Origin of the sequence: Actinospineispora eucalypti, from assembly GCF_039543365.1 — a bacterium.
Taxonomy (GTDB): Bacteria; Actinomycetota; Actinomycetes; order Mycobacteriales; family Pseudonocardiaceae; genus Pseudonocardia; species Pseudonocardia eucalypti.
Genome location: NZ_BAABJP010000057.1, coordinates 17,141 through 31,057 on the forward strand (window position 1 = coordinate 17,141; position 13,917 = coordinate 31,057).

At 72.0% G+C, this 13,917-nt stretch carries 14 protein-coding genes; 4 read left to right on the plus strand and 10 right to left on the minus strand.

Going from position 1 to position 13,917, the window contains the following annotated elements; genetic code table 11:
* The first annotated feature begins 100 nt into the window (after positions 1 to 100).
* Positions 101 to 355, plus strand: a complete 255-nt coding sequence (locus ABEB12_RS37045; protein ID WP_185060680.1) for a hypothetical protein — start codon at positions 101 to 103, stop codon at positions 353 to 355.
* 75 nt (positions 356 to 430) lie between these two features.
* On the opposite strand, the gene ABEB12_RS37050 is transcribed toward ABEB12_RS37045, so the two are convergent.
* Together ABEB12_RS37050 and ABEB12_RS37055 are read right to left on the minus strand one after the other, a co-directional pair.
* Positions 431 to 1,312, minus strand: a complete 882-nt coding sequence (locus tag ABEB12_RS37050) for a GDSL-type esterase/lipase family protein (protein ID WP_185060679.1) — start codon at positions 1,310 to 1,312, stop codon at positions 431 to 433.
* 158 nt (positions 1,313 to 1,470) lie between these two features.
* On the minus strand, positions 1,471 to 2,334 hold the full coding sequence (locus tag ABEB12_RS37055; RefSeq protein WP_185060678.1) for a GDSL-type esterase/lipase family protein: 864 nt from the start codon (positions 2,332 to 2,334) through the stop codon (positions 1,471 to 1,473).
* Between the two features lie 110 nt (positions 2,335 to 2,444).
* Here ABEB12_RS37055 and ABEB12_RS37060 point away from each other — a divergent pair, with 110 nt between their 5' ends.
* A complete protein-coding gene (locus tag ABEB12_RS37060) occupies positions 2,445 to 3,422 on the plus strand; it encodes a lipase family alpha/beta hydrolase (protein WP_345703476.1) in 978 nt (325 codons plus the stop codon).
* Between the two features lie 941 nt (positions 3,423 to 4,363).
* Here ABEB12_RS37060 and ABEB12_RS37065 read toward each other — a convergent pair.
* The 3 genes from ABEB12_RS37065 to ABEB12_RS37075 all read right to left on the minus strand — a co-directional run bounded on the left by ABEB12_RS37065 (position 4,364) and on the right by ABEB12_RS37075 (position 7,571).
* Positions 4,364 to 5,254 carry a GDSL-type esterase/lipase family protein gene (locus tag ABEB12_RS37065; protein WP_185060676.1) on the minus strand — a complete coding sequence of 297 codons (891 nt, stop codon included), beginning with the start codon at positions 5,252 to 5,254 and terminating at the stop codon, positions 4,364 to 4,366.
* Positions 5,255 to 5,352: 98 nt separating this feature from the next.
* Positions 5,353 to 6,405, minus strand: coding sequence for an acyl-CoA dehydrogenase family protein (locus tag ABEB12_RS37070; RefSeq protein ID WP_185060675.1), 1,053 nt, complete (start codon positions 6,403 to 6,405; stop codon positions 5,353 to 5,355).
* A complete protein-coding gene (locus tag ABEB12_RS37075) occupies positions 6,402 to 7,571 on the minus strand; it encodes an acyl-CoA dehydrogenase family protein (protein WP_185060674.1) in 1,170 nt (389 codons plus the stop codon). The genes ABEB12_RS37070 and ABEB12_RS37075 overlap by 4 nt, the downstream gene beginning before the upstream one ends.
* A 133-nt stretch (positions 7,572 to 7,704) precedes the next feature.
* On the opposite strand from ABEB12_RS37075, the gene ABEB12_RS37080 reads away from it, so the two are divergent.
* Positions 7,705 to 8,433: a DUF998 domain-containing protein gene (locus ABEB12_RS37080; RefSeq protein WP_185060673.1), complete on the plus strand. Its 729-nt coding sequence runs from the start codon at positions 7,705 to 7,707 to the stop codon at positions 8,431 to 8,433.
* A 132-nt stretch (positions 8,434 to 8,565) separates the two neighbouring features.
* On the opposite strand, the gene ABEB12_RS37085 is transcribed toward ABEB12_RS37080, so the two are convergent.
* The 4 genes from ABEB12_RS37085 to ABEB12_RS37100 form a co-directional block, all read right to left on the minus strand.
* Positions 8,566 to 10,047, minus strand: coding sequence for a mannitol dehydrogenase family protein (locus ABEB12_RS37085; RefSeq protein ID WP_185060672.1), 1,482 nt, complete (start codon positions 10,045 to 10,047; stop codon positions 8,566 to 8,568).
* 4 nt (positions 10,048 to 10,051) lie between these two features.
* The gene (locus tag ABEB12_RS37090; RefSeq protein WP_185061366.1) at positions 10,052 to 11,155 is read right to left on the minus strand and encodes an SPFH domain-containing protein; all 1,104 of its coding nucleotides are present in this window, start codon (positions 11,153 to 11,155) and stop codon (positions 10,052 to 10,054) included.
* A 98-nt stretch (positions 11,156 to 11,253) separates the two neighbouring features.
* The gene (locus ABEB12_RS37095; RefSeq protein ID WP_185060671.1) at positions 11,254 to 11,682 is read right to left on the minus strand and encodes an NfeD family protein; all 429 of its coding nucleotides are present in this window, start codon (positions 11,680 to 11,682) and stop codon (positions 11,254 to 11,256) included.
* An 18-nt stretch (positions 11,683 to 11,700) separates the two neighbouring features.
* Positions 11,701 to 12,507: a DUF3097 family protein gene (locus ABEB12_RS37100; RefSeq protein WP_185061365.1), complete on the minus strand. Its 807-nt coding sequence runs from the start codon at positions 12,505 to 12,507 to the stop codon at positions 11,701 to 11,703.
* Between the two features lie 107 nt (positions 12,508 to 12,614).
* Between ABEB12_RS37100 and ABEB12_RS37105 the strand changes: the two genes are divergently transcribed.
* Positions 12,615 to 13,409 carry a hypothetical protein gene (locus ABEB12_RS37105; protein WP_185061364.1) on the plus strand — a complete coding sequence of 265 codons (795 nt, stop codon included), beginning with the start codon at positions 12,615 to 12,617 and terminating at the stop codon, positions 13,407 to 13,409.
* 6 nt (positions 13,410 to 13,415) lie between these two features.
* Here ABEB12_RS37105 and ABEB12_RS37110 read toward each other — a convergent pair whose 3' ends face one another.
* On the minus strand, positions 13,416 to 13,853 hold the full coding sequence (locus ABEB12_RS37110) for a mycothiol transferase (protein WP_185061363.1): 438 nt from the start codon (positions 13,851 to 13,853) through the stop codon (positions 13,416 to 13,418).
* Positions 13,854 to 13,917: the final 64 nt, after the last annotated feature.

Below are 13,917 nucleotides of genomic sequence, written 5' to 3' on the forward strand. Positions count from 1 at the left end.
GCGCCGTGAACGGCGCCCGCCGAGCCAGTTTCCCGTTCTCATTCGAGCGCCGTCGCGCGCCGTCGAGTCGGCGCTCCCGAAACTCAGAGGAGGTCCACCCATGCGATCCGCCCAGCCCAGAAAACCCGCAACCCAGGCCCCGGACGCCCTGCGCGCCGCCGTCCGCGACGCGCTCACCCGTGACCGGCAGACCGACGAGGTGCCGGCCGTGCCCCTTCCCCGCCCGCCGGCGCAGTCCGGCCGCGGCGGAAACGGTGCACCGGTCGCCCGCCACAACGGCCAGCCGGCTCACGGACGGGGCGGCCGAAGCCACCAGCCGAACATCGCGCGCCCACTGCGGCGGCGCGGCGGCTGAATATAGCGGGGGTGGTCGGCGGCGCCGTGCACTTCACGCAGCGCCCCGACCACCCGCCGCGCTACTTTCGAGGCGTCAGCTGCCGGCCAGCGCGTCGGTGTTCAGTGATCCGAGCACCTGCTTGGCGCTGTTGCGCATGCCGGCCGCGTTCGGGTGCACCGGTGCGGCCGGAGCGGTCGGGATCAACCCCTCCACCCATTTCACCGTGGGCAGCTGACAGACGTCGTGGCCGATGCTGGAGCGGTAGGTGTCCACGTACTCCACGTCCGCCCGCTGGGCCTCCCGCTTGAGCATCCCGTTCAACGACTTGGTGGTCTGCCGCAGGTAGGCCACGTCGCCCGGGGAGAACGGGACCAGGGGGAAACAGCCCGGCCCGTCGTCGGGCAGGATCGTCGGGTAGCCGACCACCCGCACGGTGGCGTCCGGCGAGCGCCCGGCGATCTCCTTGAGCACCGAGGCCACCTTGGGGCCGGTCGCGGCGATCCGCCTGGCCAGCTCGTCCTTGCCGTTCTTGCGGTAGTGGTCGCGGCAGGCGGCGCCCAGCGGCTGGGTGGAGGACACGGTCGCGCAGGTCTGGATGATCTCGCCGAAGCCGATGTCGTTGCCGCCGATTCCCAGGGTGACCAGCGAGGTGTCCGGGCCGAGCGCGTCCAGCTGGGGCGGGTTGCTGCCACCGGTGACGGCCTGGGGCTCGGTCATCTCCTTGGTCGTCGCGCCGCCGCAGCTCACGTCCTTGAACGTGTCGGTGCGCACCGCCGCCCGCACCAGCGACGGGTAGTTGTGGTCGGAGCGCAGGCAGCCGATCGGTTGGCCGGTCTGCAACGGGATCAGCGGGCCGCTCACGTACGAGTCGCCCAGCGCGACGTACTCGCTGGTGCGCGGCGTCGCCAGGCTCACCGCCGGTACCGCGACGGCCACCCCGGCCCCCGCCACACCGGCCACCGCCAGCCTGATCATCCGGCCTCTGCGCACCTGTCCGCCCCCCAAGAGCCACCGCCGAGCCGAGCGAGATCCAGCGCGGAACGCGCCGCCGAGAGGGCGCCCGGTCAGGCGCCCGCGGGAGACCCTAGTGGCCGATCACTCACACGCGTCTCGAGGGCACTCTTCCGGTGTGTTCACCCCGCGCGCAGCGCGGACAGCACCCGTTCCGCGACGTGCCGCATGCCGGCGGCGTTCGGGTGCCAGGGCGCGGCGGGGGTGGTGGCCACCGCACCCTCCACCCAGCGCACGCCGGGCGGCTGGCAGGCGTCGTGGCCGGCGCTACCGGAAGCGGTGTCCACGAAGCCCACGCCGGCCTCCCGGGCCTGCTCGGCGAGCATCGCGTTCAACCGGCCGAAGGTGCGGCTCAGGTAGCCGGCGTCCCCGGGGCTTAGCGGCAGGCAGCCCAGGCCGGCGTCGGAGACGATGGCCGGGTACCCGATGACCAGCACCTTCGCCTTCGGCGCCCGGTCACGGACGGCGCGCAGCGCGGCGGCCACCCGGGGCGCGGCCGAGTCCACCCGGGCGCCGAGCTCGTCGCCGCCGCCCCGGTGGTAGTAGTCCCGGCAGGCCGCTCCGAGGGGCCGGGTCACCGAACGCGTGGTGCAGCTGCCGACGATGTCCGCGAAGCCGATGTCGTTCGCCCCGATGCCCAGGGTGATCAGGTCGGTCCGGGCGGTCAACGCCTCGAGCTGGGGCGGGTTGACCCCGTCGCCGCGCACCCGCTGCGGCTGGGTCAGGTTGCCGGTCGTGGCCCCGCCGCAGCTGACGTCCCGGAACACCGCCGGCCGCAGCGCGGCGACCACCAGTGACGGGTAGTTCCGGTCGGACCGCTCGCAGCCCAGCGGCCGGTCCAGCTGCACCGGGATGAACGACCCGGAGGTGTAGGAGTCACCCAGCGCTACGTACTCGCCCACTCCGTCCGCCGCCTGGCTGACCGAAGAGGGCGAAACCGCCAGTGCGACCACTGTGAGACAGACCGTCAGCAACCGTTGCCCCATGCCCCCTCCCCCACAGCACTGAACTGTAGGTCCGAACCGGGTGAACCGGAAGATCGCCGACCATGCGCGGGCCGTTATCAACCAGGGACGGCAACGAGGTCGGAGGCGGCGTGATCGGACGACGGTGGGCGGCAATCGGTATTGCACTGGTTGCCTCGGCGACATTGTTCACCGTCGGGCGGACCGCCTCCGCCGACGAACCCGCCGCGTTCCCCGTGCCCTACGGCGCCGAGGCGCGCTCCACCAAGGACCGCCCGGCGGACGCCTCCCCACCCGGGTCGAACGACTTCGACTGCAAGCCCTCCGAGCGGCACCCCAACCCGGTGGTGCTGGTGCACGGGCTGGGCGCGAACCAGTGGGAGAACTGGCAGACCATCGCGCCCCTGCTGGCCAACGAGGGCTACTGCGTGTTCTCCCTGACGTACGGGCGCAACCCGCTGGCCCCGCCCGGGCTGGACCAGATCGGCGGCCTCAAGCGCATGGAGGAGAGCGCGCGCGAGCTCGGCCACTTCATCGACAAGGTGCGCGACGCCACCGAGGCGGACAAGGTCGACATCGTCGGCCACTCCGAGGGCAGCCTGATGCCCAACTACTACGTGAAGTTCCTCGGCGGAGCCCGCTACGTCGACCACTACGTGGGCATGACCCCGCTCTGGGACGGCACCAAGCTGCTCGGCCTGCACCTGCTCTACCAGGCCGGCAAGCCGTTCGGGCTGAGCGCGGCGGCGTCGGCGACGCTGGCCCCGCTGTGCGCCTCCTGCACCCAGTTCCTGCACGGTTCGGACTTCATCAAGAAGATGAGCTCCGGCGGCGGGCCGGCGGTGGACGGCGTCAAGTACACGATGATCATGACCAGGTACGACGAGCTGGTCATCCCCTACACCAGCGGGATCATGCACAACGGGGACGCGAAGAACACGGTGCTGCAGGAGGGCTGCCCGAACGACGTGGCCGAGCACGTCGCCGTGGCCTTCGACCCGATCACCGCGCAGCACATCCTGAACGCGCTGGACCCGAAGCACTCCCGGCCGGTGGACTGCCACGCGACCAGCGCACAGCGCACCGAAAGCGAGCCCGACCCCCGCTAGCCCCAATGCGCTCAGTTAAGGCGCCACGCCCGTTGTCGATGTCGGCGGGCGGTTCGGTGGGGCTTGGGTTCGAAAGATGGCCTGGACGGCGGTGTGGCGGCGACCTTTGCGTGCCCGGCCGGCGGTGTGGGGGTGCGGAGCGTGGCCGGGTGTGTGGCTATCGGTCGGCGCATTCTGGGATGGGGCCTGATGATGACGGGAGATCAACATCATCGACAGAGACGTTACCCGCGAGTAGAACGTCTGTAAGGATGATGTCGATCTTCATCGACTCCTGGAACGCCGAATAGCCGGACGAACCGGCGCGTCTGGGTTGGCGACAGTCCCAAACCACTAACTGGACGGCAATGCCGTTAGCCCGTGTTTCGATGTGCTGACCTGACGATTTGTCCGACAACCTAGCCACCGCCGCAGCGTGAAGATCGACTTGGACGGCACGGTTGGATCGGTCTTCCGCACCTCGGGTGCCGCCCGTCCCTTGTCACGATCATCGATTCCATGGTCATCAGGGCACCAGGGTCGCCTAACGACCCCGCAACGACCCTCCTGCCCTGATGACCATGAACTGCCCGTCGACTCCGCGCCACCTGTCACTCTGCTTGCGTGAGGGCCACACCCTGGGGGTTCGATCTCCGCCGCAACCCCCACGATGTACCACTCATGAACGGAAGCGACCAGCGAGGTAAACGCAACGGCCGGCACCCGAGCCGCGGCAGACCCGCCAACTCCGGCCGTCCAAGCCGCTCTTCACACCGGCACCGAACCGATCGTGACCGGCGCCGACCGGATACCACCCCACCCCGGCGCGCCGGGCACTGATCGCTGTTTGCGGCGGTTCGGCCGCAAAAATCGCGGCTCCACCACCTGAAACAGTGATCATCCCTGGATGCGCCCGCTGCCGCGTAGCGATCACGAACTGAGCGCGCGACTTCGACCCGGGCTCAGCTGACGGGCACGGGTTGACCTAGCCGGGCCAGCACCTGGTCGGCCGCGTTGCGCATGCCCAGGGCGTTCGGGTGCATGGGCGCGGCGCGGGAGGTCGGCACGAAGTGCTCCACCCAGCGCACGCCGGTGTCCTGGCAGATGTCGTGCCCCACGCTGGAGCTGTAGATGTCCAGGAACTCCACGCGCGCCTTGGCCGCCTCGTCGGCGATCATCTTGTTCAGTGCCACGGTGGTGTCCCGCAGGTAGGCGGTGTCGCCGTTGCTGAACGGCAGCGCCGGGTAACAGCCCCGCCCGGAGTCCGGCAGGATCACCGGGTAGCCGACCACCAACACCCGCGCCCTGGGTACCCGCTTGCGTACCTCGGTCAGCACGCCGGCCAGCTTGGGCGCGGTGTCGGCGATCCGTTTGGCCAGCTGGTCGGTGCCGCCCCGGGTGTAGAAGTCCTTGCAGGCGGCGCCCTCCGGTTTGCTCGGCGACTTGGTCGCGCAGGTCTGCACGATCTCGCCGAAGTCGATGTCGTTCCCGCCGACGCCCACGGTGACCACGGATGTGCCGCCGCGCAGCGCGTCCAGCTGCGGCTGGTTCACCCCGTCCCGCACCGCCTGGGCACGCCACATGTGCGAGGTCTTCGCGCCGGCGCAGCTCACGTCGGTGAACTTGGAGAAGCGCAGTGTGGACTGCACCAGCGACGGGTAGTTGTGGTCCGAGCGGCGACACCCGGGCGGCTTGCGGTTCTGCTCGGGGATCAGCGGCCCGGCGGTGTACGAGTCACCCAGGGCCACGTAGGTGCCCGCGCGCAGGGACGGCGAGGCGGCGCTCACCCCCGGCGTCGCCGAGATCGCGATGGCGCTCACCGCCAGTGAGCACCACACGTGCCAGGCCCGCATCGCCCACCCCTTCGACACCCCCGGAAGTGGCGCGAAGCGTATGCGCCGCGCGCGCCAGGTCACCGGATCGGCGCGCCACCATCACCTGCTCAGGGGAGCTAACTCGCCCGGGTGAGTAGCGGCCACAACCCGTCCGGCCCCTCGGCCAGCGCCCGCCGGCCGATCACCGTGTGCCAGTGGGCGTCGCTGCCGTCCTCCTCCCGCCAGGCCCACAGTCGGGTGGTGGAGAGGCGGAGGTCGTGCTCCAGGGTGAAGCCGATCGCGCCGTGCACCTGGTGGGCGATGCGCGCGATGGACGCGGCCGCCTCGCTGGTCCGCGCCTTGGCCACGGCGACCGCGAAGCCCGCGTCGTCACCGGCGAAGTCGGTCGCCGCCGCGATCCGGGCGGCCGACCGGGCCGCCGCCTCCCCCGAGGCCACCTCGGCGGCGGCCAGTGCCAGCTGCTGCTGCACGGCCTGGAACTTGCCGATCGGCCGGCCGAACTGGATCCGCTCCCCCGCGTACTGAACCGACCGCTCCAGCGCCCGCCGCGCCGCGCCGGCCAGCAGCAGCGCCCGGAACAGCGCGGACCGCCGGGCCAGCTGCTCGCGGGCGCCGGCCGGGGCCGGCGCCCAGTTCGCCACGGTCGCGTCCAGGCGCACGCCGTCCCGGGCCTCGCCGGCCAGGTTGACGCCCTCGGTGATCTCAGCCGCACCGGCGTCGACGGAAAGCACCACGTCGCCTTCGGGGCCCTCCGCCAGCACCACCAGCCGGGTGGCGTGCCGCGCCCAGCCGACCCGGCTCAGCTGCCCCCGGACGGCCAGCCCGCCGTCCGCCGGGGCCACGCTCAGCCCGTCGCCGGCCGCGACGGCCAGCACCCCGGTGGGCACCTCCAGCCCGGCGGCGGCCAGCAGCCACCCGCCCAGCTCGGTCTCGGCCAGCGGCACCGGCGCCGCGCTCTCCCCGGCGACCAGCAACAGCGCGGCCTCGTCGGCCAGTGCGCCGCCGCTGCCGCCGGCCTGGTCGGACAGGGTGAGCTGGACCAGGCCCAGCTCGGTCAGGGTGGACCACAACGCCTCGGGCAGCCCCTCGGACGCCTCGGCCGGGTGATCGGCGAACACCGCCCGCGCGGTCGCGGTCAGCTCGTCGGTCTCGCTCTGGGTTGTCGTCATCGCAGGCCAAGCCCCCTCGCCACCACGCCCCGCAGGATCTCGTTGGTACCGCCGCGCAGCGTGAAGCCGGGGGCGTGCAGCACCGCGTCCGCCAGCAGCCGGGCGAACCCGCCCTCGGCGCCCGGGTCCGGCGGCACGTCCACCAGCAGCCGGGCCGCCTCGATCACCTCGTTCTCGTACCGCGTGCCCAGGTCCTTGACCAGCGCCGCCGGCACGTCCGCCGGCATCCCGGAGGACAGCAGCGAGGCGATCCCGATGGACAGCCGGCGCAGCGTCCACACCCGGGCCACCAGTGCGCCCACCTCGCGCGCCCCGGCGTCGCCCAGCCGGTCACCGGCCGAGGAGAGCTCGCCGACCAGCGCGACCAGCAGCGGGAACGTGGACAGAAACCGCTCCGGGCCGCTGCGCTCGAAGCCCAGCTCGGAGGTCACCTGGTGCCAGCCCTCGCCGATGTTGCCCAGCACCAGCTCGTCCGGCACGAACACGCCGTCCAGCACCACCTCGTTGAAGTGGTGCGCGCCGGTGAGCAGCCGGATCGGGTTAATCTGCACTCCCGGCGAGTCCAGCTCCACGATGAACTGGGAAAGACCCGCGTGCCGGTTCCCGTCCTCCACCGGTGCGCTGCGGGCCAGCGCGAAGAAGGCGTGCGCGTGGTGCGCGCCGGAGGTCCACACCTTGGTGCCGGACAGCTGCCATCCGCCGTCCACCCGGGTGGCCTTCGTCCGCACCGAGGCCAGGTCGGAGCCGGAGTCCGGCTCGCTCATGCCGATGCCGAAGTAGCACTCGCCGGCCGCGATGCGTGGCAGGTAGCGCTGCTTCTGGAACTCGGTGCCGAAGCGCAGCAGGGACGGCCCGATCTGCCGGTCGGCGATCCAGTGCGCGGCGACCGGCGCCCCGGCGGCGAGCAGCTCTTCGGTGACCACGTAGCGGTCCAGGGTGCCCCGGGCGTGGCCGCCGTACTCCTTCGGCAGGGTCATTCCCAGCCAGCCGCGGGCGCCCAGCTCGCGGCTGAACCGCTCGTCCCAGCCGGAAAGCCACACGTCACAGCGCGGCACGATCCGCCCGTCCGCGCGTTCCTTGGCCAGGAACTCCCTGACCTCGGCCCGCAGCTCCTCGGTCTCGGGCGGCAACCCGACGGCGGGTGGCGCGAGGTCCAGATCAGACATGACCCGATCCTCGCACGAGCGTCGGCCCGGCGCCGATGTCAGAAATTTCTCATCCACTTCTCAGACGGCAGCCGGAACAGCACCGTTTCCCGGCGCGTTCGCCGAAGTGAGACCTTCAGCCCTGGGAGCGAATGTGACCGTGCAGACCGCCCGACAACTCGACCCGGTCCCGGCCGCCGTTGCCGCCGGGCGTCACCTGGCCGCCGTCGGCACCGGCCTGACCGCGCTCGCGTTGGTGCTGATCGGGTCGCTGCACGTGCTGCCGCCCTCCAACCGGGTCAACCCGCTGACCCGGACGATCTCCGAGTACGCGCTGGGCGGCAACGGCTGGCTGTTCAACCTGGGCGTGCTCACCCTGGCCGCCGGCTCGGCGGTGGTGCTGGTCGGGTTGGTTCGCGCCGGCGCGGCCCGGGCGGCCGGCGCGGGTTCGGTGCTGGTCGGGCTGTGGGCGGCGGCCCTGGTGGTAGTGGTGATCTTCGAGAAGACCAACTGGGCGGTGGGCCCGAGCATCGGCGGCACCATCCACCGGATGGCCAGCCTGGTCGCCTTCCTCAGCCTGCCGATCGGTGCCCTGGTGCTGGCCGCCCGGGCGTTGGGTCCCGCTGGTGACCCGCGCTGGCGCGGCCCGGCCACCGCCACCCGCTGGACCGCCCTGGCGGCGCTGACCTGTCTGTCCCCGCTGTTCTACGCGATCGGACAGACGTTCTTCACCGATGTGCCGTGGTACCGGGTTTTCCCGCTGGGCGCCATGGAACGTCTGCTGGGCCTGGCCGAGGTGACCGTGATGCTCGCCCTAGGCTGGTGGGCCATCCGAGCCGCCCGACCCGCCTCCGCTCCTGATTCAGTCACTTCAGCAGCCTGATTCAGTGGGTTTGGCAGCCTGATTCAGTGGCTTTAGCAGCCTGACCGGCGTGCCAAAGCCACTGAACCACCCTGCCAAAGTCACTGAATCACCGTGCTGAAGGCACTGAATCACCGTGCTGAAGGCACTGAATCAGGGGGATGCGGTCCAGGCGGCGACGGTGGCGGCGGCGCCTTGCTCGTGTAGGGAACGTAGGGCGCGTTGGTACTCCGTCACGAAACCGGGGTTGTCCACCAGGTCGCCGAACAGGTCTCGGTTGGCCACGAAGTCCAGGCCGTCCACGCCTTGTTCGGCCGCCGCCGCCATGAGCTGGTCGCGGAGCTGGTCCTGCACGTCGATGGGCTGGCCGGCCTCGTCGACGCCCTCCGCGTAGCGGGCCCAGGATGCCACGGTGAGCACCGAGCGGCGGAACTCCCCGCCGTTCGCCAGCTGCGCCCGCAGCACCGGCACCAGGAACTTGGGGATGCGGTCCGAGCTGCCGAAACACAGCCGGGCCAGGGTGTCCGCGACGGCCGGGTTGGCGAACCGCTCGATCAGCGTGCGGCAGTACTCGGCCAGGTCCACCCCGGGCACCGGCGCCAAGGTGGGCACGCCCTCGTGCTCCCAGTAGCCGTCCAGCAGCGCCACGAACGCCGGGTCGGCCGCCGCCTCGTGCGCGTACCGGTAGCCGGCCAGGTAACCCAAATAGCACATCACCTGGTGGCCGGCGTTGAGCAGGCGCAGCTTCATCAGCTCGTACGGCGTCACGTCGCCCACCAGTTGGACGCCCACGTTCTCGAACGGCGGGCGGCCGGCGGTGAAGTGGTCCTCCAGCACCCACTGGGTGAACGGCTCGCACACCACCGGCCAGCGGTCCCGGATGCCGAACCGGTCGGCCAGGGTCTGCCGGTCGGTGTCGGCGGTGACCGGGGTGATCCGGTCGACCATGCAGTTCGGGAAGGACACCTCGGCGGCCACCCAGTCGCCCAGCTCGGCGTCCCGGGCGCTGGCGAACGCGGTCAGCATGCGCCGGGCCACGTCCCCGTTGCCCTGGATGTTGTCGCAGCTGAGCACCGTGAACGGGGTCTGCCCGGCCGCCCGCCGGCGGGCCAGTGCCTCGGTGATCATGCCGAACACGGTGTTCGGCCGCGCGCCCGGGACCAGGTCCTCCTGGATGGCCGGGTCCCGGGCGTCGAACTCGCCGGTGACCGGGTGCAGGTGGTAGCCGCCCTCGGTCACGGTCAGCGAGACGATCCGGGTGCGCTCGTCCACCATCCGCGCGACCACCGCCTCCGGGTCGTCCGGGGCGAACAGGTAGTCCATGATCGAGCCGATCACCCGGGGCTCCAGCCGGCCGTCCGGGTGCTTGAGCACCAGCGTGTACAGGTAGTCCTGGGCGCGCAGCGCCTCGGCCATGGCCCGGTCCCCGGGCAGGGCGCCGACCCCGCAGATGCCCCAGTCCAGGGCCTCGCCCCGGGACATCAGCTGGTCCAGGTACATCGCCTGGTGGGCCCGGTGGAACCCGCCGACGCCGAAGTGCACGATCCCGGTCCGCTCCGGCGAGCGGGGATAGTCGGGCACCGGCAGGGTGTCCCGGAGCTCGGCCAGCCGCTCTGCGTCGAGTGGGTGCGTCATCCCCTCAGCTTGCCGGCTGGTCGCCCCCCGGCGCGAGAGGGCCGTCCGCGGCGTGGCGGCCGGTGTCCGCGAGCGGCGGCAACGGGTTGCGGGCCTCCGCCTCGGCCTGGGCGACCACCTTGGCGATCTCCGGGTCGGTGGCGGTGTCGAACCAGCCGGCCACCGCCTCGTCGTCGTCCTCCGGCCTGCTGGCGGGCACGCCGTCGTCCTGGCTCGGCTCGAACCGGAAAACCCCGTCCTCACCGGGGGCACCCAGCATCCGGGTGAACCCCTCGAGGGCCTTCCCGAAGTCGCTGGGCACGATCCACACCTTGTTCGCGTCGCCCTGCGCCATCTGCGGCAGCGTCTGCAGATACTGGTAGGCCAGCAGCTCCGGGGTCGGCCGGCCGGACTTGATCGCGGCGAACACCTTCTCGATGGCCTTGGCCTGGCCCTGCGCCTGCAGGTAGCGGGCCGCCCGATCACCCTGGGCGCGCAGGATGCGGGACTGCCGCTCCGCCTCCGCGCTCAGGATGGCGGCCTGCTTGGCGCCCTCGGCGGACAGGATCTGCGACTGCTTCTGGCCCTCGGCGGTGCGGATCGCCGACTCCCGCTGGCCCTCGGCGGTGAGGATCATCGCCCGCTTCTCCCGGTCGGCCTTCATCTGCCGTTCCATGGAGTCCTGGATGGACGCCGGCGGGTCGATGGCCTTGATCTCCACCCGGTTGATCCGGATGCCCCAGCGACCGGTCGCGTCGTCCAGCTCGCCGCGCAGCGCGGTGTTGATCTGCTCGCGGGAGGTCAGGGTCTGCTCCAGGCTGAGCCCGCCGACCACGTTGCGCAGCGTCGTGGTGGTGACGTTCTGCACGCCGTCGATGAAGTTGGCCACCCCGTACAGCGCGTCCCTCGGCTCGATCACCTTGTAGTAGACGACGGTGTCCACGTGCACGGTCAGGTTGTCCTGGGTGATCACCGACTGCGGCGGGAAGGTGACCACCTGCTCGCGCATGTCCACCCGCTGGCGCACCTTGTCGACGAACGGCACCAGGAACGCCAGGCCCGCCTCCTTGGTGCCCTTGTAGCGGCCCAGCCGCTCCACGATGGCCACCGACGCCTGCGGAACGATCATCACCGACTTCACCACGGTGATGATCACGAACAGGACGATCAGCCCCACTACCAACAGCACGATCGTTTCGCCCCCACTCACGGCCCCTCCTTTGACGTCTACATTTCGTGCGACACCACGGCGGTCACCCCGGACAACTGCAGCACGGTCACCCGCTCACCGGGCTCGAACACCCGCTCGTGCTCCAGCGCGCGGGCCGACCACAGCTCTCCGTCGATCTTGATCTGGCCACCGTCCCGGTCCACCCGGGCCACCACCAGCGCGGTGGCGCCGACCGGGCTGTGGCCGGTGTTTAGCGCCGGCGGGTGCAGCCGGCGGCGCAGCGCCGGGCGCACCCCGGCCAGCAGCAGCACCGAGACCACCGCGAAGATCGCCGCGTTGGCCACCGTAGGGGTACCGAGGAAACCGGCGGCGGCCGCCGAGGCCAGCGCCCCGCCGCCCAGCATGACCAGCACGAAGGTCCCGGTGAACACCTCGATGCCGAGCAGCGCGATGCCCACCACCAGCCAGATCAGCGCCTCGGACATATCGCGATACTGCCAGAGCTAGGCGGGTGCCGTGACGAAATCGATGAGCCGCTCCACAGCCGTTATCAATGGGGTTTCCAGATCACGAAAATCACGGACCGCACCCAGCACCCGGCGGGCGCCGTCCGCCGGCTCGCCCCAGCCCAGCGCGGCGCAGACCCCCGTCTTCCAGTCGGTGCCCCTCGGTACCTCGGGCCAGGCCGGGATCTTCACCAGCGCCGGCCGCACGGCCTGCCATACGTCCACGTACGGATGGCCGGTGACCAGCACGTGCGGCCCGGCCACGCCGGCGGCGGTGCGGGTCTCCTTGCTCCCGGCGACCAGGTGGTCCACCAGCACCCCCAGCCGGCGATCGGCCGAAGGGGCGAACTCGGCGACCGCGCCGGCCAGGTCGTCGATGCCGTGCAGCGGCTCGACCACCACGCCCTCCACCCGCAGGTCGTGCCCCCACACCCGCTCGACCAGCTCCGCGTCGTGCAGCCCCTCCACCCAGATCCGGCCGCCCCGGGCGGTCCGGGCGCGCAGCCCCTCCACCCGAACCGAGCCGGAGGCCGAGCGTTGCGGCTTGTCCGGTTCGGCCGCCGGCCGGATCACGGTGACCGGCTGGCCGTCGATCAGGAAGCCGCCCGGGCGCAGCGGGAACACCCGCCGCCGACCCTTGGCATCCTCCAACAGCGCGCCGTCCTTGCCCAGGCTCACCAGCGCGCCGCAGAAGCCGCTCACCGGGTCCTCCACCACCAACCCGGTCTCACCCACCACGGTCGGGATCTCCTTGCGCCGCCGGGCCCCGGAAGTCAGCGGATCGCGGTACTGCTGTGCACGAATGCTTTCCACAACAGCGGAAGGTAACCGCTACGTCACCCACTCGGCGGCAGTGCCACGCCGGGGACTGCCCTACTAACCTGGCGGCCGTGCCCTGCTCTTCCGCGACGATGACCGTGTGGATCTCCGCCTGGCTGGCCGGCGTGGCCGCGCCCGACGACGTGCTCGACGCGCTCGAGCCCTGGGCGGAGGCGCACGACGTGCTCGCCGCGGACGACCCGACCGCGCACGCCATCGACCTGCCCGGACCCGGTGAACGCCCCACCTCGGTGCCGTTCCTGCTGGCCGCGCTGCGCCGGGCCCGCGCGGCGGTGTCCGGCACCCCGGTACGGCTGGTGCTCGCCGCGCCCGGGGACATCCGGGGCCTGCCCGGCCCCGGCGCGTTCAGCCAGGCGGCCATGGACAGCGGCGAAGGGGTGCTGTTCGCCGAGATCGGCTACGGGCTGGTGCCGAGCCGGCTGGGCAGCAGCCTGATGCGCTGGACGGTGCACTCGGTGCTGGAGCCGGCCCCGCTGGAGGAACCGACGCGGCTGGGTGAGGCGGAGTTGGCGCTGCGCGAGCAGGTCCGGCACTCGACGTCCACGCTCACCGCGCTCGGCGTGGCGCGGCACCGCCCCGGGGTGCGCCAGGAGATCTCCGAGGCGCTGCGCGCCCGGCCCCGGTCGCTCTGGCCGGCCGGCATGCCGAAGCAGAGCCTGCGGGTGCTGCAGCAGGCCGACGAGGTGGAGGCGATCCTGACCGCCGCGCTGGTGGACGACCCCGGCGGCGCGCTGTCCGCGTCCGAGGCGCGCGCCCGCACCGACGCGCTGCGCCCGCTGGCCACGGCGGTCCGGGTGGCCCGCCGTTCCGCCGTCGCCGATGCGGTCCGGGTGCTCGCGGCCACCCCCAACCAGCTGGAGCAGTAGCCGGGGTCAGCGTCCGGTGGCGCCGTCGATGAGCTCCCGCAGGATGTCCGCGTGCCCGGCGTGCCGCCCGGTCTCCTCGATCAGATGGGTGAGGGTCCAGCGCAGCGAAGGCGCCGGGCCGGGCCGCCCGCCCGGGCACGGTCCGGCGGCGGCGAGGTCGGGATGGGCGGCGAGCACCTCGTTCGCCCGCGCGCTGGTCTCCCGGTAGGCGCGGAGAACGTCGTCGACGCTCTCCGCCGGTTCCGCGTGGAAGGTGGCCGCCCAGTCGGGGACCCGTTGGCCGAGCAACCAGTGGCGTTCCACGTTGGTGAGATGCTTCACCAGGCCGAGCAGGTTCGTCCCGGACGGCACCCCGGGCGCGCGGATCTGGGGCTCCGGGACGCCCTCGGCCTTGGCGATCACCGAGGCGCGCAGGTAGTCGAGGAACCCCAGCAGCACGTCCATCTCCCCCGGGCCGGTCTTCGGGGGGCGGGTGTCACGGCGGGGCTTGGCGGAAAGTTCGGGCACG